Below are 20913 nucleotides of genomic sequence, written 5' to 3'. Positions count from 1 at the left end.
AGACAGTGCCGCACGTCTTGGTTCGTCGCAATGAACGAATTGCCCCGATTGGGCAAACGCGGGACTGCGCGCGCCTCGCCTTGGAATGACGTGGCGCCGGCCCGGGCCGAGCTTTTCGGCATCGAGCGGCTGGAGAGGCACGCCGAGAGTCTCGCGCGCGCCCAGAACATTGCGGACGGGCCGATACGCGTCGTTCCACTCAACGCGAGGCTCGCCTCCAATGCGGCGGTGCTGCTGGCCGCCTATCGAGCGAGCGCGCGCGAGGGTGAAGGAGGCCGGGCAGTGGTGCCGGCCGCCGAATGGCTTCTCGACAACTACCACCTTGTAGAGGCACAGATCCGCGAGATCCGCGACGACCTGCCGGCGGGCTATTACCGCCAGCTGCCGAAGCTGGCCGATGGACCATTTCGCGGCTATCCCCGGGTGCTAGGGCTGGCCTGGGCCTTCGTCGCACATACCGACAGCCATTTTGACCCCGAAACCCTGCGCCGCTTTGTCGTTGCCTATCAGCGCGTGCAACCGCTGACGATCGGCGAGATCTGGGCCGTCGCGATCACCCTTCGAATCGTGCTGGTGGAAAATTTGCGCAGGCTGGCAGACCAGATAACCGCCGGGCTTGCGACACGTGCTGAGGCAGACGCGGTGGCCGATGCTCTGCTGGCGCCACGTGGCGCACAGGCCGCTCTGGCGGCAGACATCGCCAGCCGGCACAGGGGGCCGCTCGACGAGGGGTTCGCCGGCCAGCTCGCCAAGCGTCTGCGCGGTGAAGATCCGCGGACGATGCCGGCGCTCGACTGGCTGGAGGAGCGGTTGCGCGGCCAAAGCAGCAGTGTCGATGAAGCGATCCGACACGTGCAGGAACGCCAAGGCGCGTCGAACGTCAGCGTGCGCAATGTCATCACCAGCATGCGGCGGATCTCGGACACTGACTGGGCGGAATTCTTCGAGAGCGTGAGCCTGGTGGACGCGCGCCTCGGAGAGCATGACGGTTTTGCCGCTATGGATTTTCCCAGCCGCAATCTCTATCGCAGCGCGATCGAGGATTTGGCGCGCGGCTCGGAGTGGACCGAGCTTGATATCGCCGACCACGCGCTGGCGGCCTGTCGCGCCGACCGGGAGGTGGCCGACGATTGCGCCGCGCAAGCCGCCGGGGCGACTACCGACCCGGGCTGGCACCTTGTCGCGGGCGGACGGCCGGCCCTCGAACGCCATATCGGTTATCGCGCCGCTCCGCGCGTGTGGTTCGGGCGGCTGATTAGACGGATCGGGATGCCGGGCTATATCGGCATGATCCTCGCGGTCGGTGCGCTTCTGCTCGCCCTGTCGATCTGGGCGCTGGGGTTGGCAGCGCCGTGGGTCTGGTTGGCGCTCTGGGCTATCGCCGCGATTCTGCCAGCCACCGAGGTGGCAAAGGCGCTGGTCGATCGCGTCGTCACCGGCGCACTGGGGGCGACCCTGCTGCCTGGGCTCGAATTGAAATCCGGTGTACCCACGTCGCTGCGCACGCTGGTGGCCGTACCGACGCTGCTGACCAGCGAGCATGACCTGCGCGAGCAGATCGAGCGGCTCGAGGTGCACTTCCTCTCTAACGGTGGTGGCGGCGATTTGACCTTCGCCCTGCTGACCGATGGTCTGGACGCCGCAGAGGCAACCCTGCCGACCGACGCGGATCTGCTGGCGCTGGCTGAGGCTGAGATCGCGGCGCTGAACCTGCGCCTCTCGCCGGCGCCGGCCGGGCCGCGTTTTCTGTTGCTCCACCGGCAGCGGCGCTTCAATGCGGGCGAGGGCGTGTGGATGGGGTGGGAGCGCAAGCGCGGCAAACTGCATGAGCTGAACCGCCTGCTGCGTGGTGCCCGTGACACCAGTTTCGCAGGTCCCGGCGGCGCGCCGCCCTGGGTGCCCGAGGGGGTGCGCTACGTCATAACCCTAGACGCCGACACGCGGATGCCGCGCGATGCCGCCGCCAGATTGATCGGCAAGATGGCGCATCCCCTGAACCGACCCGTCTTCGATGCTGCCCAGGGCCGGGTGGTCGAGGGCTATGCGATCCTGCAGCCACGCGTAACGCCGTCACTGCCGGTGGGGCACGAGGGTTCGCTCTACCAGCGCATCGTCTCCGGGCCGGGCGGGATGGACCCCTATGCGGCGGCGGTCTCGGATGTCTACCAGGACTTGTTCGGCGAAGGCTCCTATACCGGCAAGGGCATTTACGATGTCGATGCCTTCGAGGCAGCGCTGGCGGGCCGGGTGCCGGAGAATGCGCTCCTGAGCCACGACCTGTTCGAGGGCGTTTTCGCCCGTGCAGGCCTGGTCACGGACGTGGAACTGGTCGAGGAATTTCCCGCCCGCTACGACGTTGCCGTCAAGCGTCAGCACCGCTGGGCGCGGGGCGACTGGCAACTCCTGCCCTGGATTCTGGGTCGCCGTGGCGGCCTGCCCGAAATCGGGCGCGGCAAGATGCTCGACAATCTCCGGCGCAGTGTGCAGGGGCCATTCATGCTGGCCATGCTTTTCGCCGGCTGGCAGCTGCCCCAGCCGGCAGCGTCGGTGGCCACGTTGCTTGTGCTGGCAGCAATGGCGATCCCGGCCTTCCTGCCTGCGATGCTTTCCATTGTGCCGCGCCGCTCCGGCATCCGGCTTGGTCGCCACCTCGGCGCGCTGGCGGCCGATCTGCGGCTGGTGGCGCTGCGGAGCGGGCTTGACGTGGCGCTGCTCGCCGACCAGAGCTGGCGGATGCTCGACGCGATTGCGCGCGCGCTGACCCGGCTCCTGGTCACCCATCGTCACATGCTCGAATGGACCACCGCCGCGCAGACTTCCGGCGCGCCGCGACCCGGACTGTCCGGCTATACCCGGGGCATGGCGGCGGGCATGGCGCTTGGGTCGGGTATCGCCGCCGGAGCCGTGGCGCTGACGCCCACTAGCTGGCCGCTGGCGCTGCCCTTCGCGGCGCTCTGGCTGGGCGCGCCGGCGCTGGCGCTGCTTGTCAGTCGCGCGCCGAGACCGGCCGCGCGCACGGCTTTGAGCCCGGATGAGGCCAGCGCGCTGCGGCTGATCGCCCGGCGCACCTGGCGCTATTTCGAGACGTTCGCCAACGCCAGCGAGAACATGCTGCCGCCGGACAACTTCCAGGAAGACCCCCAGCCGGTAGTGGCGCACCGTACCTCGCCGACCAACCTCGGCCTCTATCTGCTTTCGACCGTCGCCGCGCGCGATTTCGGCTGGGCCGACGCCAGCGCCACCGTCGAGCGACTGGAGGCGACGCTGGGCACCATGAAACGCATGCCAAAACAGCGGGGGCATTTCTATAATTGGTACGACACCCGTGACCTGCGGGTCCTCGACCCGGCTTATGTCTCCTCGGTCGACAGCGGTAACCTTGCGGGCCACCTGATCGTGCTGGCCAATGCCTGCGAGGACTTCGCCGCTGGTCCCGTCGCGGAAGACGCCCGGACCGGGTTGCATGACACGCTGCGGCTCGGGCAGGCGGCGGTCGCAGCGCTGCCGAACGGGTCGAAAAGCGCGGCGGCGGCCATTTTGGCCGAGATCGGCGAGAAAATTGAGGGCGCTCAGCCACTGGCGGGGCTCTTGCCGGTGCTGGCACGGCTTGCGAAAAAGGCCGCGAGCGACGCCGAGAGCCTCTTGCCTGCGGGCGGGAGCACCGCCGATGTGCCCGACCTGATGTTCTGGATCGGTGCGCTGCGCGCCGGTATCGACGGCCACGCGCGTGATCTGGCGCTCGATTCCGGTAATGTGACGAAGCTGGCGGCGCGCTACACGGCTCTGGCTGCGGTGGCGCGCGGGATGGCGATGGCGATGGACTTCGCTTTCCTGCTCGATGCCGAGCGCAAGCTGTTGTCGATTGGTTATTCGGCCGCCGACAACCGGCTCGACGGCAATTGCTACGACCTGCTGGCCTCGGAGGCGCGACTCGCGAGCCTGATCGCCATTGCCAAGGGCGATCTACCCACCCGCCACTGGTTCCGCCTCGGTCGCTCGGCCACGCCGATGGGCTCGGGCTTGGCGCTGATCTCGTGGTCGGGGTCGATGTTCGAATACCTGATGCCGGTGCTGGTGGTGCGCGAACCCGAGGGCAGCCTGCTGGCGCAGACCGACCGGCTGGTGGTGGCGCGCCAGCAGGCATATGGCCGCGAGAGAGGCGTGCCTTGGGGGATCTCGGAATCGGCCTTCAACGCCCGTGACCTTGAGTTCACCTACCAATACTCAAACTTCGGCGTGCCCGGCCTCGGGCTGAAACGGGGTCTGGCCAGCAATCTGGTGGTCGCGCCCTACGCCACTGGGCTGGCCGCGATGCTCGACGCGCCGGGCGCCTGCAAGAACTTTGCCCGACTTTCGGATCTGGGAGGGGTCGGGCGCTACGGGTTCTACGAGGCGCTCGACTTCACCAAGGCGCGCGTGCCCGAGGGCAAGCGCGTGGCGATCGTGCGCAATTTCATGGCGCATCACCAGGGGATGACCATCGCCGCCATTGCTAACGTGCTGCAGGACGGACGGATGCGCGCGAGATTTCACCGCGAGCCGATGATCCGGGCAGTGGAATTGCTCCTTCACGAGCGGATGCCGCGAGATGTCGCGGTGGCGCATCCGCGTGCCGAAGAGGTCAAGCTGGCGGCGGCGGAGCCCGATCCGGGCTTGCCGCTGATGCGCCGGTACGTGGGGCCACTGCCTTGTGCACCCGTGACGCAGCTGATGTCGAACGGGCGCTACGCAGTCATGCTTTCCGCGTCCGGTGGCGGCTACAGCCGTTGGGGCGAAATCGCTGTGACCCGCTGGCGCGAGGACGCCACCCGCGACGACAGCGGGACGTTCGTCTATATCAAAGACACCGCGACCGGTGCGGTCTGGTCGGCCACGCCGCATCCGATGGCGGGCCAGGCCAAACACGCCGAGGTGCAGTTCTTCGAGGACCGGGCCGAGTTCATCCGCCGCGACGGGTCGCTGTCGACGGTGCTCGACGTGCTGGTCTCGGGCGAGGATGACGGCGAGGTGCGCCGCCTGTCGCTGTCCAATAGCGGCCGGCATGAGCGAGAAATCGAGGTGACCTCCTACAGTGAACTGGCGCTGACCACGCCAGCGACTGACCTGGCCCATCCGGCCTTCGCCAAGCTCTTCGTGCAGACCGAATTCCTGCCCGAATACAGCGCGCTGATCGCCACCCGCCGGCCACGCTCGCCGGACGAGCCGCCGATCTGGGCCGCGCATTTCGCCGTGGTCGAGGGCGATGCTATCGGCGCGCCGGAATACGAGACCGACAGGGCCCGGTTCATCGGGCGTGGCAGGACCGCTGCATCGCCCGCCGGGATGGACAACATGGTCCTCTCAAATACGACGGGCACTGTTCTTGACCCGGTCTTCGCGCTACGTCAGCGGCTCAGAATCAAGCCTGGCGAGACCGCGCGCGTTGCCTTCTGGACTGTCGTGGCCGCTTCGCGCGAGGCGCTGATCGACCTGGTCGACCAGCACTGCGACCGAGCCGCCTTCGTGCGCGCCCGCACGCTGGCCTGGACACAGGGCGAGGTCCAGCTGCGCCACCTGGGCGTCGGTGCGCAGGAGGCGGCGGATTTCCAGCGCCTGGCGGCTCCGATCCTTTACATCGACCCGCGATGGCGCCCGTCGCGAGCGACGCTCGCGCGCGGCATCGGGCCGCAGGCGGGGCTGTGGTCCCTCGCAATCTCTGGCGACCTGCCAATCGTGCTCTTGCGTATTGATAGCACCATGGACATGGCGCAGGTCCTTCAGCTTCTGCGAGCCCACGAGTACTGGCGGATGAAGGGTCTCGCGGTCGATCTCGTCATCATCAATGAGCACCCTTCGTCCTACATTCAGGATCTTCAGACCGCGATCGAGGCGGCTGTACGGCGCAGCCAATCGCGTCCGCGTTTCGGCGTGACCCCGGCCCAGGGCGCCGTCTTTGCCCTGCGTGCAGATCTGATGAGCCCCGAAGCGCGCGATCTGGTTGCCGCCTCTGCGCGGGTAGTGCTCGCCGCACGGCGTGGCTGCCTTGCCGAACAGCTGGCGCTATTGCCGGTGGCCCCGGCGCCACCGGCAATAGCGCCAGAGGACGGCACGCAAGCGGAGCCGTCGTCAGCGCCGCTGCCGGACCTTGAATTCTTCAATGGGCTCGGCGGCTTCGACCGGGACGGGCGGGACTACGTCATCGTGCTCGACGGTGAGGCGACGACGCCGACCCCGTGGATCAATGTGGTAGCCAATGCCGGCTTCGGGTTCCAGGCCTCGGCGACGGGCAGCGGTTACACCTGGTCTGAGAACAGCCGCGAAAACCAGTTGACGGCGTGGTCGAACGACCCGGTCATTGACCCGCCCGGCGAAGCCTTTTTCGTGCGCGACAGCGAGACCGGCCAACTCTGGTCGCCCACCGCCCAGCCGATCCGCGACGGCGGCAGATATGTCGCCCGCCACGGATTCGGCTTCTGCCGATTTGAGCACGAAGCGCACGGGATCGCGCTGGATCTCCTGCAGTATGTGCCGCTCGACGATCCGGTGAAGATCTCCCGCCTGACGCTGATCAATCGTTCGGCCAGGCGCCGACGACTGTCGGTCACCGCCTATGCAGGCTGGGTACTGGGCTCGTCGCGATCAGCCTCCGCGCAGCACGTAATCACCGAAATCGACGCCGCTACCGGGGCCCTTCTGGCACGCAACCCGTGGAGCACGGCGTTTCCGGGCCGGATCGCCTTTGCCGACCTCGGGGGCAAGCAGACCAGTTCAACGGGCGATGGTACCGCGTTCCTGGGTCAGGGCGGTGGGCTTCATGCGCCCGCCGCCCTCCGCTCTGGCCAGCCCCTCTCAGGGGCGACCGGCGCCGGCTACGACCCTTGCGCTGCACTTTCGCGCGAAGTGGAGCTCGCCCCCGGGCAAAGTGTCGAGGTGGTTTTCCTGCTCGGCCAAGGCGACTCGGCAGATGCGGTACGTGGCCTGATCGAGCGCTACCGTGCCGCCGATCTCGACGCGGTCCTGCGCCAGGTAGGTGACCACTGGGCGGGCATTCTGGGGGCGGTCCAGGTCACGACACCTGACCGCGCTATGGACATCATGCTCAACGGCTGGCTGCTCTACCAGACGGTGGCCTGCCGCATTCGGGCCCGTGCGGCCTTCTACCAGGCCAGCGGCGCCTACGGGTTCCGCGACCAATTGCAGGATGGAATGGCGTTGAGCCTCGCCCTGCCGCAGGAGACCCGGGCACAGATCCTGCGCGCGGCATCACGGCAGTTCGTCGAGGGCGACGTGCAGCATTGGTGGCTTCCGCATTCCGGCCAGGGTGTACGCAGTCGCATCTCCGACGACCGTGTCTGGCTCGCCTTCGCGGCTGCGACCTATGTCGGCGCGACCGGCGACGGCGCGGTGCTCGACGAACCGGTGCCGTTCATTGAAGGTCCGGCACTGGAGCCCGGCGCACATGACGCCTTTTTCCAGCCGATGCCCGCAGATGTCTCGGCCTCGCTGTTTGAGCATTGCGCGCGCGGGCTCGACCAGTGCCTGGAGCTGACCGGGCCACGGGGCCTCCCGCTTATGGGCACGGGCGACTGGAACGACGGCATGAACCGTGTGGGCGAAGCAGGGCGCGGCGAAAGCGTCTGGCTTGGATGGCTGCTGTTTCGCACTCTCTCGCTGTTCGCGCCGCTTGCGGCGGAGCGAGACCCCGAACGCGCGCAGCGCTGGCAGGACCACGCTGCCAAGCTGCGCAGCGCGATGGAACGCCACGCCTGGGACGGCGCCTGGTACCGGCGCGCAAGCTACGACGATGGCAGTTGGCTTGGATCGGTGGAGGCGGCCGAGTGCCAGATCGACTCGATCGCCCAGTCCTGGGCGGTGCTCTCGGGCGCCGCTGACCCCGCCCGCGCAGCCCTTGCCATGGCCGCGCTCGACCGCGAGCTCATCCGCCGCGACGATAGGCTGGTACTGCTGTTCGCGCCGCCGTTCGACCATGCGCCCGAGGACCCTGGCTACATCAAGGGTTACCCGCCTGGGCTGCGCGAAAACGGCGGGCAATACTCCCATGCCGCAATGTGGGCGATTCTTGCCTTCGCCGAAATGGGCGAGGGTGACCGCGCGGCGGAGCTGTTCGCGCTCTTGAACCCGATCAACCATGCCCGCACCCCCAGCGAGGTCGCGCAATACAAGGTCGAGCCCTATGTTGTGGCGGCCGATGTCTACTCGGTCGCGCCGCATGTCGGACGCGGCGGCTGGACCTGGTATACCGGCTCGGCCGCCTGGATGTATCGCGCGGGCATCGAGGGCATTCTCGGTCTGCGCCGCGAGGGCGATTTTCTGGTCGTGCGCCCCCGCTTGCCGACAGTCTGGCCGGGGTTCCGAGCGAGCGTTACGCTCGGCGCGGCGCGGCTTGACATCAGGGTCGAAGGCCCGTGCAGCAGTGCCACGCTGGATGGTGCAGACGTCGAATACCGGCAAGGCCAGGTCAGGATACGCCTCGAAGCGGGGCGCCATGTGCTCTGGATCGGCGCCACGCCGAACCATTGAGATGTCTTCCCCCAGTCCCCTTGCCACCGCCTACCACGTTCTAGCCCAACACAAATCCGACATCTTGTGTCGGTGTTGGCGCCCGATTCGATGGCGGTTTCTGGGTGTAGCCGGTGCTGCATCGTCCGGCAGTGCGACGGAGAGCAATCAGACGGACGCGGCCAACATCGGGCGAGAAAGCTCTTAGGAGCCCATGTTTGCACTGGCACGTTCCTAGCCGCGCAATCCAGAAAACCGACGTTGCGCTTAATGCCTGCCGACCCGCGTTGCGTTGAAGCTTTGAAAGTATCCTCTTCACGATGTTCTCCATGACTGAAGAGCATCGCGATGCCCCAGGGTTGACAAAAGCCCAAGCACTCGGACCCTACAACGAGCTGCGGAATGAAGAAAGGTTTTCGGATGCCAAGCACCTGTAATTCCTTTCCAGAATACGGTCCTCGGTCTGCACTCGAACCTCCGAATCCGTGGTGGTCCGGGGGTATGTGCCCGGGGAATATCGCAAAATCAAACGTTGAATGTGTTCGTAAATTCTATTTGTTAGATGTGCGTGTGCAAGTCCTTTCCTGGCACCACTCATCCCGAACATAGCTGTGCAAGAGCGCTCAGGTGCCGGAGCTCGGTGACAATCTGGTTCGACCCGCGATGCCGCGCCGACGGGCAGATCTGGCTTCCAGCAGACTTTTCGCGATACCGCCATCACGGCCTGCCTTGCGATGAAGATGGTGTTCGGCACGCCGCTGCAGGACTCGAAACAGCTCGGTCAAGCCGAGGGCGGCTCTTGCCTCGGCGTTCCGCCCAGCGCGGCGGTCAAATCAGCGGCGGCATCGACGACAAAGCGGCTCAATCGCGCGATCTGGTCCGGCTCCATCCGGATCGACGGGCCGGAAATGGAGATCCCCGCCACCGCTTCCTCGTGCATGTCGAACACGCTCGATGCGATGCAGCGCATGCCGAGGTTCTTTTCCTCGTTGTCGATGGCGTAGCCGCGCTGCCGGGTCATGGCGAGATCCGCCACGAGTGCGCTCTTCGTGGCCAGGGTGTTGGGGGTGAAGGTTTCGAGCGGGCCATGGCTGATCATGCGGTTCAGCCGCTCCTCGGACATGTCGGCCAGCAGCGCCTTGCCGATCCCGGATGAATGCAGCGGGGACAGAGAGCCGGGCGGAAAGAAGGCGCGGATATTCGCATGGGTTTCGACCTGGCTCACGAAGAGCACAGAGCCGCCCTGCACGATGCCGAGGTTGGCGGTTTCGCCGGTGTCTTCCATCAGCCGGCGCAGGATCGGGCGGGCCCGTTCCACGAGGCTGGTGCGGCGCAGGAACCGCGAGCCTATAACGAAGGCATGCGGGCCGATGTGCCAGAGTTGCTCGGCGCGCTCGAACTCCACGAGGCGGCGACGTTCAAGGGTGATCAGGATGCGGTAGACGGTGGCGGGGGACTGGCGAAGGTCGGCGGCGAGTTCCGACAGGGTCTGCCCCGGTGTCGTGCTGAGATGGTCAAACACTTCCATGGCCCGGTCGAGCGATTTGATCGTGTTCTGCCCGGTCTTGTCATTCCACCCGCGCGGGCGGCCGCGCGCGCGGCGCGGGGCGTTCGTCGTGCTGGCGTCACTCACCGGATCTCTCCTATCTTAGAAAACTATTTCATCCAATGAAAAACGCAAATGCCTGACAAGTAAACGAATTTCTGAAATCTCCCTTTTCAAAAATCCTTTTCAAAAAAATTTCCTCCACGCTCGGCCCGGGCTAGTCTCATCGCTACCTAAAGAGGAGACGGCCATGAGCCTGCAGAACCCTGTCTTCATCCCGGGGCCGACCAACATTCCCGAGGCGCTGCGCAAGGCATGCGACATGCCGACGATCGACCATCGGTCGTCGGTCTTTCCGCAGATTCTGCAACCCGCGCTTGCCGGGGTGAAACGTGTGCTAAAAACCGAGGCGGGCGAGGCGATCGTCTTCCCCGGAACCGGCACCGGAGGCTGGGAAGCGGCGATTTCAAACACGCTCAGCCCCGGCGACAAGGTGCTCGCCGCGAACTTCGGCATGTTCAGCGCCAAATGGATCGACATGTGCCGCCGCCACGGGCTCGAGGTGCAGGTCGTCGAAGCGCCCTGGGGGGCTGCCCTGCCGGTCGCGACCTTTGCCGAGATCCTTGCGGCCGACACGGGCCACGAGATCAGGGCGGTGCTGGCCACGCATAACGAGACCGCCACCGGGGTGCGCTCGGATATCGCGGGGCTGCGCGCGGCGATGAACGCGGCCGACCACCCGGCGCTTCTTTTCGTCGACGGGGTCAGCTCCATCGCCTCGATGGATTTCCGGATGGACGAATGGGGGATCGACGTAGCGATCACCGGAAGCCAGAAGGGCTTCATGCTGCCCGCGGGTCTGGCCATCGTGGCGGTGAGCCGGAAGGCTGTTGCCGCGATGGAGCGGGCAACGTTGCCGCGCTTCTACTTCGATTTCCGCGACATGCTGGCGATGAACCCGGCCTCGGGCTATCCCTATACTCCCGTCGTCGGGCTGCTGAACGGGCTGAAGGCCTCGATCGAGATGCTCGAGGCCGAAGGGCTCGACGCGGTGTTCGCGCGCCATGCCCATATCGCCGACGGTGTACGCGTGGCGGTGGGGGCTTGGGGCCTGCGGTTCTGCGCGATAGCCCCCGACGCCCGGTCCGACACGGTCACCGCCATCGTCTTGCCGGACGGCATCGACGGCAACGCCTTCGTGGCCCATGCCGAGACGCGGTATGGCACCTCCTTTGGTGCCGGGCTCGGGGCGGTCGCGGGCAAGGTGTTCCGGATCGGGCATCTCGGTCAGCTTAGCGAAACACAGGCGCTGGCCGGCATCGCAACCGCCGAGATGGTTCTGGCCGATCTCGGGGTCGACATCGCGCTCGGCTCCGGCGTGGCAGCGGCGCAGGGGGTCTACCGTAGCGCCGTCAAGGGCCATGGTTCCGCCAGGGCGGCCGCTTGAGGAGAAATCAGGATGCTCGACTATTCCACAGGGGCGGCTTTGACCATCGAACATGTGCGCGAGGCGCATGAGCGGATCAGGCCCCATATCCGGCGCACGCCGGTGCTCACCTCCGACCACCTCGACGCGCTTACCGGGGCGACGCTGTTCTTCAAGTGCGAAAACCTGCAAGAGCCGGGTGCCTTCAAGGTGCGCGGCGCCTGCAACGCGGTTTTCGGGCTCGACGACGGGGCGGCGGCAAAGGGTGTGGCCACCCATAGTTCCGGGAACCACGCTTCCTGCCTGAGCTACGCGGCGATGTTGCGCGGCATTCCCTGCAACGTGGTGATGCCGCGCACCGCACCACAGGCCAAGAAGGACACGGTGCGCCGCTATGGCGGCAGGATCACCGAATGCGATCCCTCGACCTCGTCGCGCGAGGAAACCTTCGCCAGGGTCCAGGCGGAAACCGGCGGCGATTTCGTGCATCCCTACAACGATCCGCGGGTGATTGCCGGGCAGGCGACCTGTTCACTGGAACTGCTGGAGCAGACCGGCGGGCTCGACGCGGTGATCGCGCCGATCGGCGGCGGCGGGATGATCTCGGGCACCTGCCTGACGGTGTCGAACCTTGCGCCCGAAACCGCGATCTATGCCGCCGAGCCGGAACAGGCCGATGACGCCTTCCGTTCTTTCAAGGCCGGCCACATCATCGCCGACGACGCACCGGAAACCATCGCCGACGGCCTTCTGGTGCCGCTCAAGGACAACACCTGGTATTTCGTGAAAACCCACGTCACCGACATTTTCACCGCGTCGGAGCAGGAGATCATCGAGGCGATGAAGCTGACATGGAAACACCTGCGCGTGGTGATGGAACCATCGAGCGCGGTGCCGCTTGCGACGATCCTGAAACACCCCGGGGTGTTCAAAGGCAAGCGCGTTGGCGTGATCATCACCGGCGGCAACGTAGACCTCGACAAACTCCCCTGGCTCAAGTGGTAAGGAGCAAACCCGATGAACCAACACAGCGATATCACCAGCCTCGAAGTGGGCTATGACCTGCCCGCCCTGCCGGGAATGGACGCGGCGGACATCCAGACGCCCTGCCTCGTGCTCGATCTCGACGCGCTCGAACGCAACATCAGGAAGATGGGCGACTACGCCAAGGCTCACGGCATGCGTCACCGGGTGCACGGCAAGATGCACAAATCGGTCGATGTGGCGAAGCTTCAGGAACGCCTCGGCGGCGCGGTGGGGGTCTGCTGCCAGAAGGTGAGCGAGGCCGAGGTTTTTGCCCGCGGCGGGATCCGCGACATTCTGGTGTCGAACCAGGTGCGCGATAACCTCAAGATCGACAGGCTCGTGCAACTTCCCAAGCTCGGCGCGCGCACCATCGTCTGCGTTGACGATATCGACAACGTCGCCGAGCTTTCGGCCGCGGCAGTGAAACATGGCACCGAACTGGAGGTGTTTGTCGAGATGGACGTGGGCGCGGGGCGCTGCGGCGTGATCGGGGCGGAGAGCGTTGTGGAGATCGCCAAGGCGATCGACGCTGCGCCGGGGCTGAAGTTCACCGGCATCCAGGCCTACCAGGGCGCGATGCAGCACATCGACCGCTACGAAGACCGCAAGGCCAAGATCGACATCGCCGTGGACATGGTGAAAGAGGCCGTCACCGCCCTCGAAGCAGAGGGGCTGAAACCCGAGCTGGTATCGGGCGGAGGCACCGGCTCCTACCAGTTCGAGAGCAATTCGGGCGTGTTCAACGAGCTGCAAGCGGGCTCCTATGCCTTCATGGACGCCGATTATGGCCGCATTCTCGACGCCGACGGCCAGCGCATCGACCAGGGCGAGTGGGAAAACGCCTTCTTCATCCTCACGCAGGTGATGAGCCACGCCAAGCCCGACAAGGCGATCTGCGATGCCGGGCTCAAGGCTCAATCGATCGACTCGGGGCTGCCGGTGATCTTCGGCCGCGATGACGTCGAATATGTCAAATGCTCCGACGAACATGGCGTGATCGCCGACCCGAACGGCGTGCTGAAGGTGGGTGAAAAGCTGAAACTGGTGCCCGGCCATTGCGACCCGACAGCCAACGTGCACGATTGGTACGTTGGTGTGCGGGGCGGCAAGGTCGAGGTTGTCTGGCCGGTCTCCGCACGCGGCAAAGCCTATTGATCCGGCATCTGCGCACTCCCCGGTCAACCAGGCTGCGGGGGCGCGACCAAGCGAGGAGAGCTTCATGCTGATCGTGCCCGAGCGCGACATTGCCAAGCTGTTGACACGCAAGGCCGCTTTCGAGGCGGTGGAGAAGGTTTTCGCTTCGATGGCCAAGGGCGCGGCCCGAAACTTCCCGGTGGTGCGCGAGGCGATCGGGCATGAAGACGCGCTCTTCGGGTTCAAGGGCGGGTTTGACCGTGCGGGCATGACACTGGGCCTCAAGGCCGGCGGTTACTGGCCCCACAACATGGCGGCCCATGGCGTTATCAACCACCAGTCAACGGTCGTTCTTTTCGATCCCGACACCGGACGCCTGCGCGCCATGGTTGGCGGCAACCTCCTTACCGCGTTGCGCACCGCCGCGGCCTCGGCTGTATCGATCAAGCATCTCGCACGGCCTGACGCCGCCGTGCTCGGGATGATCGGGGCCGGTCACCAAGCGGCGTTCCAGCTTCGCGCGGCGCTGGAACAACGCGATTTGGTGAAGGTCATCGGCTGGAACCGGAACCCGGAGAAGCTGGCGGGGCTCGAGGCGGTGGCGGCTGAAGCTGGGGTCGCGTTCGAGACGGTCGATCTTGACGGGATGGGCGAAGCCGATGTCATCATCACGATCACCTCGTCCTTTGCACCGATCCTTGAGCATGGCCATGTCAGTCCGGGAACCCACGTGGCCTGCATGGGCACGGATACCAGGGGCAAGCAGGAGGTCGATCCGGGGCTGCTCGCGCGGGCGTCGGTGTTCACCGACCAGGTCGCCCAATCGGTCAGCATCGGCGAGGCGCAACACGCCGTGGGTCAGGGGCTGATTAGCGAGGCAGAAATCGGCGAGCTTGGCGCGGTGATCAACAAGACGCTCCCGGGCCGCACGACGGATGACCAGATCACCCTGTTCGACGGCACCGGCGTTGGCCTTCAGGATCTCGCCGTCGCCGCTTCGGTCGTCGAGATGGCTGTGGACCAAGGCCTCGCGATCGAGGTGGCGCTCTGAGGGGGCGTTTGTCGTTGGGATAGTGCATCGCGGAATTGCCGGTGTCACCGCCAGGATCATGGCCCTGTGATTTGCGCAGAGCGATGATGGAGTCCCGCGCCATGCACGGCGCGCAAAGGCTAAACCTATGGTATTGATAACGATTTTGGTTGCGGGGGTAGGATTTGAACCTACGACCTTCAGGTTATGAGGCAACCCGGCCGGGCTAGAATAGTGTTTGAATAGCAAATGTTTAGTGGGTTTTTTGGCTGGCGACGTCGGCGTCGTGTCGCACGGAGCAGCCGCAAATCATTGGGAAGAAACGGGAAAGCCGCATGTTCATGAATCAGCGAACCTCAGTAGTTTACAGCCTACTGGCCGATTATGTGCGCAGCCCCTCCCTGCGCCACATGCGAGAGCAGCGGTCCCTCGCCAAACTGGCCCTCGAGATCGTCACGAAACTGGATCAGGACAGCTCCGTCTGGAAGAAGTGGGAAGGCCCACGGGACAAGGTCCTGGCCTCGGCGATAGACTGCTGGATCCCGAAGGACGACATGCTCGCCTTCCTGAATGGCCTGCCTGGCCCGGCCCTGACGATGACCGATCTCGAGCAGCGCATGAAGGCCATGATCGAGGAGGAATACCTCGGAGATCCGGAACCGAAGCTCGAGGCCGAATGTCTGGCCATCTACCAGGCCGAGAAAGAGGCTGGCACGGAAATGCCCGCCATCATCGGGCGCCTGTCGGACTACGTGGGCGCGCAGTGGCAGCGTCTGCGCGACGAGGAGCGTGCGGAGGCGGAGCGGCGGTCGGAAGAGGCGCGTCTGGAGCGGGAGCGGCGGCTCCTGTCCTATGCCGATTGTCCCTGGACCCAGATCAAGGGCTCGAAATTCATCTATTGCCGCAAGAACGGCCGGGTCTTCCAGCTCAAGCCCAACAGCGACAAGAGCCTGACGCTCTATCGGGTGCAGGAGGTCGACGACGCCGCCAGCGGCGACATGATCGGCCGATATCGGTCGCGTGGGGATGCCAGCAAGGTGGTGGCCAAGGCGGCCTATGAGCCTGAGCCATTTCGGTAGAGCGGTTCAAAGCCCCGCAACAGGGGCGTTGGCGAGGGCCGATCCGGGTCATACGGATGAACCGGGCGAAGCATTCAGCAACCGCCACTCGGATCCGATCACCCCAGCAGCTTGGCCTCGACCTCGGCCATGGCGTTCTGGTGGTCGGGCGACGGGAACAGGTGGCCGTATCGCTCCATTGTCATCTGGATCGAGGAATGGCCCGCGAAGGTCATCACCTCCTTGATCGAGAAGCCCTGCTCGATCCAGAGCGACACGGCGGAGTGGCGCAGGTCGTGCCAGCGCATCGTCACCTCGACCTTTTCCTGCAGCTTGCGGAAGCGCGCCTGCGTATTGGTGTGCTGGAGGATCCCGCCGCGCGGGGCGGGGAACACCAGCCCGAGGTCGCTTTTCGGGCAGCGCAGCTTCCAGCGACGCAGCGCGTTCAGCACCATCGGCCCGGCCGGGATGTCGCGATAGCCCGCGCGCGATTTCGGCTCACCCATCTGGTTGTAGGCGTCGGCGCGCTGGCGGATGTGGATGAAGCCCTTGTCGAAATTCACGTCCTGCCAGCGCAGGCCCCGCAGTTCGGACGCGCGCAGACCGCCGAGGGCCGAGACGATCAGATGCGGCTTGAAGTCCTCGTCGGCCGCCTCGATCAGCGCGCGGATCGCCTCCTTCGAAGGGACTGGCGCCTTGTGGTCGATCCGGCTCGACTTGATGATGCGGACGCCGTGGGCGGCGTTGGTGAACAGCTGGCCGTTGTCGATGGCGTGGTCGAGGATCAGCTTCAGCACCGAGATGGCGCGGCGGGTCAGATGCTCGGACCGCCCATTGAGTAGCAGCCGGTCGCGGAACTCGTTGACATGGCGGCGCGTGAGGTGGGCGATCAGCTTGTCCCCGACCCCGACCTGCGCGTCCGTGATGTGCAGCCGCACATAGTCGCTGTAGCCGCGCAGCGTCGACCGCTCCATCCGCCGCCCGGTCTTGCACCGCACCTCGCAGTGGTCGAGCCAGCTTTGCGCGGCCTCGGCCACCGTGATGCTCTCGCTGTCGGCCAGATAGGTGTGGTTGGCGACCAGCGAGCGAACCTTCACGAGATAGACGTCGGCGTCCTTCCGGCGCGGGAACAGCTTCGAGCGGCGCTTGCCTGCCTGGTCGGTGAAGTCCACCTGCCAGCGCACCAGGCCCGAGGGCAGCGTTCTCTTCCGGATCGTGGCCATGCGCGTCCTCCAACGCTTCATCACGCTCAGGTTCGCGGGACAGGCAAGGCCCGAATTTCCGAGGCGGACGAATACCATTGACAGTATGTCAGAGGTCATCTATCCATAGCTCAGACGCACTGTCAAAGGTAATCGCCATGAACCAGGAATTCACCATCCAGCAGCTCGCGGATGCGGCTCAGCTGACCCGCTATCAGGTCGAGGCGTGGATCTCGCGCGGCCACTTCAAGCCGGAAAACCCGGTCGAGACCGGCAAGGCCCGGAAGTTCACGTACGAGGACGCCATCGTTCTCGGCGCGGTTGCCGAGTTCAGCCGCCTCGGGCTCTCGCCTGCGGTCGTCTCGATGCACACGGCGCAGCTGCGGTTCCGCGACGGGCGTGGGGCGCTGTTCGTGATCAGCACGGTCTTCCGGCAGATCAGCGCCACCGAGGCCAACCCCGACATCGAGGGCGAGATCGACATCACCTCGGGAAGCATCGTCCCCATGGCCGAGATCGCCACCATCGTTGCCGATCCGCAGGTTCGCGCCTTCGCGGTAGTGAACCTCAAGCAACTCGAACACCGGGTGCGGGCGTCCCTCGGCGTCGCCTAACCCCACCAGAAACTTCGGAGGACATCATGCAGGAGCATTTGCGGGCTGGACCCGCCACGGGAGAGGTTTGCCCGACGCTGGCCGACGATCTGCTGCGCGGCGCGGACGCCATCGCGATCTTCGTCTTCGGCGACGCGAAGGCGCGCCGGAAGGTTTACTACTATGCGGGCGAGGCCAAGGTGCGGATGCCCACCTTCAGGATGGGTAACGTGATCTGCGCGCGGAAATCGCGGCTTCTCGACTGGATCGAGCAGCAGGAGGCCGCGCGATGATGGATCCCCTGTACCGGTTCCTGCCCTGGGATCACGTCTCGCTTGGCCAGCGATTGCGGCAGGCCCGCGAGGCCACGATGGGCCTTCTGCTGGTTTCGCCGCCCGACACCGAGGTCAGCCGCATTGCGCGGGAGACCGTCGCCGCGATGGACCGCCTCCGCTCCGAAATGGATTGCCATCTGCAGGTGACGAGGCCCTTGCGGCGCGATCCGAGGCGCATGACGCGGCACATCTATGGCGGGCTGACGCACATCTCCGGCTGCCTCACCAACGAGGATGAACGGGAGAAGGACGATTTTGCAGGATGGGAGCTCGAGGAGTGACCATGGACGAGCCCATCCCCCTGACCATCGACACGTCTTGCGCCGACACTGTGGATGCGACGTCCAGCACCCCGGCTGCGCCAGAGGATCCGACCGAACTGCGCCTGCGGCTGCATCGCAACGGCTATCGCCCGATCCCGGTGCTGGGCGCGCATGTCGCCATGAAGGGCGCGGGCAAGCGGCCGATGATGAAGGGCTGGGAGACCGTCTGCGCCAGCGCAGACGAGGCCGAAATCGCGCGCTGGACGAAGGCGCAGCGCAACTGCACCAACACGGGCCTGCTCTGCGGCGAGTTGGTCGGCGTCGATATCGACGTGCTGGACCGCGACCATGCCCACCGGCTGACCTGCATCGCGGCCGAAATGCTCGGCATGTCGCCTGCCTCCCGGATCGGGCGCGCGCCGAAGATCCTGCTCGCCTTCCGCACCGATGCGCCGTTCGACAAGGTGCAGACCAGCGAGTTCCACATGCTCGACGGCACGGTGGCGAGGGTCGAGGTGCTGGCGACCGGGCAGCAGTTCGTGGCCTTCGGCATCCATCCCGACACGAAGGCACCCTATCATTGGCCGGAACGCTCGCCGCTCGACGTGCCGCTGCACGAGCTGCCGATCGTCAGCCGCGACCGCTGCGCGGCCTTCATCGCGGCGGCCGAGGAGTACCTGCGCAAGGTGGGCGGCCAGACCACCGCCGACCGGCGCGAGATCGACCGCGATGGACGCAAGGCCGCCGGGCTCAAGCAGAAGGAAGCCCCGTCGCGCGCGCTGATCGAGGAAGCGGTCGCCCACATCCGCAACGACGAGCTGCCCTACGACGACTGGATCAAGGTCGGGCTCGCGCTCTACGCGGCGCTCGGGCCCGATGGCCGCGGCCTGTGGGAGACCTGGTCGGCTGAGGCGTCGAAGAACGATCCCGCCTACAGCGCCGAGAAATGGGACAGCTTCTCGTCCGTGCGCAGCGTGACCGTGGGCACGCTGTTCTGGCTCGCACGGCAGAACGGCTGGCGCGCGGAACGGGTGGAGCGGGTGCGAACCTCGCGCGCTCGTATTCCAGACGGCCAGGATGCCGACGATGACGACGGAGACGGCCGCCCGGTGATCCGCATCTTTGCGGGCTTCCTGCACCGGGCCGTCGACATGGCCGAGGGCGCGCTGATGCAGGCGGGGCTCGGCTACTATCAGCGAGGCAGCATGGTGGTGCGCCCGGCGATGGTGCCGGTGGCGGTCTCGGATGGGCGCACTGTCGACGCGCCCCGGCTGGTGGACGTGAAGGCGCACCACATGGCCGAGGCCTTCACCCGCGCGGCGAATTGGAAGCGGTTCGACAAGCGCGAGGGCGAGTGGCTCAGCACCGACTGCCCGCACCGGATCGCGGAGACCTTCCTGGCGCGCGAGGGCCAGTGGCGACTGCCGGTGCTGACCGGGATCATCAACTGCCCGACCCTGCGGCCTGACGGCTCGATCCTCGATCTGCCCGGCTATGACGCGCAGACCGGGCTGCTGTTCGACCCGCAGGATGTCCGCTTCCCCGCCCTGCCGCGCGACCCAGACCAGGCGACGGCACAGCGCGCGCTCGGCTTCCTCAAGGATCTGATCTCGACCTTCCCGTTCGTCACCGACGCGGACCGCTCGGTCGCGCTCTCCGGGATCCTCACCGCGCTGATCCGCCGGTCTCTGCCGACCGCGCCGCTGCATGGCTTCAACGCGCCGACGGCGGGCACGGGCAAATCCATGCTGGTCGACCTGGCGAGCCAGATCGCAACCGCCCGCCCCGCGCCCGTCATCGCGCAAGGCAAGTCCGAGGAGGAAATGGAGAAGCGGCTGGGCGCCGCGCTGATCGCGGGCGACGTGCTGATCGCCATCGACAACTGCGAAGAACCGCTGGGTGGCGAGCTCCTGTGCCAGACCCTCACCCAGACCAGCTTGAAGGTCCGGATCCTCGGCAAGTCCGTCAACGCCGAAGTGCCGAGCAACGCCGCCGTCTTCGCCACCGGCAACAACCTGACCCTCGAGGGCGACATGACCCGCCGCGCCATCCGGGCGACGCTGGACGCGGGCGTCGAGCGGCCCGAGTTGCGCGCCTTCGAGCGCGATCCGCTCGCCATGGTGACGGCGCAGCGCGGCGACTACGTCACGGCCGGGCTGACGGTGCTGCGCGCCTACCACATGGCCGGTCGGCCCGACATGCGCGCGCCCCTCGGCTCCTTCACCGACTGGTCGCGCTGGGTGCGCGACGCGCTGATCTGGCTGGGCGAGGCCGATCCCTGCGACACGATGGAGGGCATGCGGGGCGCCGACCCGAAGCTGGAGGCCCTGACCACCGTGCTGGAGCAATGGCGCGAGGTGATCGGCATGGACAGGGTCAGCGTCCGCGAGATCATCGAGCGCGCCACGGAACAGCGCCCGCAGCTCTACGGCCGGTCGGAGTTCATCCACCCCGAGTTCCGCGAGGCCCTGCTGCGCGTGGCGGGCGAAGGCGGCGCAATCAACGGCGGGCGGCTCGGCAAGTGGATCGGCGGGCAGCAGAACCGCATCGTGAACGGGCTGCGCCTGGTCTCCGCAGGCGTGTCGGCAGGGCGCGCGCGCTGGCAGCTGGAGACCGCGGAGACCGGGGCCGCGCCGATCAACGACGGTTCTGAAGTTCTCCGGAGCCATGCCGATGCGTGACGCTCATTCCCGATCTGTCTGGTGGGTTTGGTGGGTTTGGTGGACTTGTCCCCGTCCAAATCTGTGTTTGTCGCCCGAAGTGTCAGCGACGTGGAACGCCACGACACGTGACGCCATGCA

12 protein-coding genes and 1 pseudogene are annotated in these 20913 nt (G+C 66.2%); 11 read left to right on the top strand and 2 right to left on the bottom strand.

What is annotated here, in order from left to right; genetic code table 11:
* The first annotated feature begins 30 nt into the window (after window positions 1–30).
* Complete coding sequence (locus B9Y97_RS08730) at window positions 31–8520, top strand: glycoside hydrolase family 94 protein (RefSeq protein WP_085526369.1); 8490 nt, start codon at window positions 31–33, stop codon at window positions 8518–8520.
* 541 nt (window positions 8521–9061) lie between these two features.
* Window positions 9062–9269: pseudogene (locus B9Y97_RS18345) on the top strand (transposase); the annotation flags it as partial.
* An 11-nt stretch (window positions 9270–9280) separates the two neighbouring features.
* Here B9Y97_RS18345 and bhcR read toward each other — a convergent pair.
* On the bottom strand, window positions 9281–10132 hold the full coding sequence (gene bhcR / locus B9Y97_RS08725) for an HTH-type transcriptional regulator BhcR (RefSeq protein ID WP_254900883.1): 852 nt from the start codon (window positions 10130–10132) through the stop codon (window positions 9281–9283).
* Window positions 10133–10295: 163 nt separating this feature from the next.
* Between bhcR and bhcA the strand changes: the two genes are divergently transcribed.
* The 5 genes from bhcA (at window position 10296) to B9Y97_RS18110 (ending at window position 15740) form a co-directional block, all read left to right on the top strand.
* Window positions 10296–11492, top strand: a complete 1197-nt coding sequence (gene bhcA / locus B9Y97_RS08720) for an L-aspartate--glyoxylate aminotransferase BhcA (RefSeq protein ID WP_085526368.1) — start codon at window positions 10296–10298, stop codon at window positions 11490–11492.
* 12 nt (window positions 11493–11504) lie between these two features.
* Complete coding sequence (gene bhcB / locus B9Y97_RS08715; RefSeq protein ID WP_085526367.1) at window positions 11505–12476, top strand: beta-hydroxyaspartate dehydratase BhcB; 972 nt, start codon at window positions 11505–11507, stop codon at window positions 12474–12476.
* A 12-nt stretch (window positions 12477–12488) separates the two neighbouring features.
* Window positions 12489–13652, top strand: a complete 1164-nt coding sequence (bhcC, locus tag B9Y97_RS08710; protein WP_085526366.1) for a 3-hydroxy-D-aspartate aldolase BhcC — start codon at window positions 12489–12491, stop codon at window positions 13650–13652.
* Between the two features lie 64 nt (window positions 13653–13716).
* Window positions 13717–14682, top strand: coding sequence for an iminosuccinate reductase BhcD (gene bhcD / locus B9Y97_RS08705; protein ID WP_085526365.1), 966 nt, complete (start codon window positions 13717–13719; stop codon window positions 14680–14682).
* Window positions 14683–14996: 314 nt separating this feature from the next.
* Window positions 14997–15740, top strand: a complete 744-nt coding sequence (locus B9Y97_RS18110) for a hypothetical protein (protein ID WP_176224329.1) — start codon at window positions 14997–14999, stop codon at window positions 15738–15740.
* A 98-nt stretch (window positions 15741–15838) separates the two neighbouring features.
* Here B9Y97_RS18110 and xerC read toward each other — a convergent pair whose 3' ends face one another.
* Entirely contained in the window at window positions 15839–16942 is a 1104-nt protein-coding gene (xerC, locus tag B9Y97_RS08695; protein ID WP_085526364.1) for a site-specific integrase, read from the bottom strand.
* A gap of 137 nt (window positions 16943–17079) precedes the next feature.
* Between xerC and B9Y97_RS08690 the strand changes: the two genes are divergently transcribed.
* The 4 genes from B9Y97_RS08690 to B9Y97_RS08675 are packed head-to-tail and all read left to right on the top strand — an operon-like array spanning window position 17080 to window position 20793.
* The gene (locus B9Y97_RS08690) at window positions 17080–17535 is read left to right on the top strand and encodes a MerR family transcriptional regulator (protein WP_085526363.1); all 456 of its coding nucleotides are present in this window, start codon (window positions 17080–17082) and stop codon (window positions 17533–17535) included.
* A 26-nt stretch (window positions 17536–17561) separates the two neighbouring features.
* Window positions 17562–17807 carry a hypothetical protein gene (locus B9Y97_RS08685; protein ID WP_254900882.1) on the top strand — a complete coding sequence of 82 codons (246 nt, stop codon included), beginning with the start codon at window positions 17562–17564 and terminating at the stop codon, window positions 17805–17807.
* Complete coding sequence (locus tag B9Y97_RS08680; RefSeq protein ID WP_139828264.1) at window positions 17804–18130, top strand: hypothetical protein; 327 nt, start codon at window positions 17804–17806, stop codon at window positions 18128–18130. Before B9Y97_RS08685 ends, B9Y97_RS08680 begins: the two co-directional genes overlap by 4 nt.
* Window positions 18131–18132: 2 nt before the next feature.
* Window positions 18133–20793 (top strand): PriCT-2 domain-containing protein, encoded by a 2661-nt coding sequence (locus B9Y97_RS08675; RefSeq protein WP_176224328.1) that lies wholly within the window; start codon window positions 18133–18135, stop codon window positions 20791–20793.
* The last annotated feature ends 120 nt before the right edge of the window (window positions 20794–20913 follow it).

This window comes from Maritimibacter sp. HL-12 (assembly GCF_900177545.1).
Taxonomy (GTDB): Bacteria; Pseudomonadota; Alphaproteobacteria; order Rhodobacterales; family Rhodobacteraceae; genus Sinisalibacter.
This window is presented reverse-complemented; position numbering and strand designations above follow the sequence as displayed.

Bases quoted from the DNA above. Each gene is read 5' to 3' on its own strand.
- B9Y97_RS08680 (WP_139828264.1), top strand. From the start codon at position 17,804: ATGATGGATCCCCTGTACCGGTTCCTGCCCTGGGATCACGTCTCGCTT.
- B9Y97_RS08675 (WP_176224328.1), top strand. From the start codon at position 18,133: ATGGACGAGCCCATCCCCCTGACCATCGACACGTCTTGCGCCGACACT.
- bhcA (WP_085526368.1), top strand. From the start codon at position 10,296: ATGAGCCTGCAGAACCCTGTCTTCATCCCGGGGCCGACCAACATTCCC.
- B9Y97_RS18110 (WP_176224329.1), top strand. From the start codon at position 14,997: ATGTTCATGAATCAGCGAACCTCAGTAGTTTACAGCCTACTGGCCGAT.
- B9Y97_RS08730 (WP_085526369.1), top strand. From the start codon at position 31: ATGAACGAATTGCCCCGATTGGGCAAACGCGGGACTGCGCGCGCCTCG.
- bhcD (WP_085526365.1), top strand. From the start codon at position 13,717: ATGCTGATCGTGCCCGAGCGCGACATTGCCAAGCTGTTGACACGCAAG.
- xerC (WP_085526364.1), bottom strand. From the start codon at position 16,942: ATGGCCACGATCCGGAAGAGAACGCTGCCCTCGGGCCTGGTGCGCTGG.
- B9Y97_RS08690 (WP_085526363.1), top strand. From the start codon at position 17,080: ATGAACCAGGAATTCACCATCCAGCAGCTCGCGGATGCGGCTCAGCTG.
- bhcC (WP_085526366.1), top strand. From the start codon at position 12,489: ATGAACCAACACAGCGATATCACCAGCCTCGAAGTGGGCTATGACCTG.
- B9Y97_RS08685 (WP_254900882.1), top strand. From the start codon at position 17,562: ATGCAGGAGCATTTGCGGGCTGGACCCGCCACGGGAGAGGTTTGCCCG.
- bhcB (WP_085526367.1), top strand. From the start codon at position 11,505: ATGCTCGACTATTCCACAGGGGCGGCTTTGACCATCGAACATGTGCGC.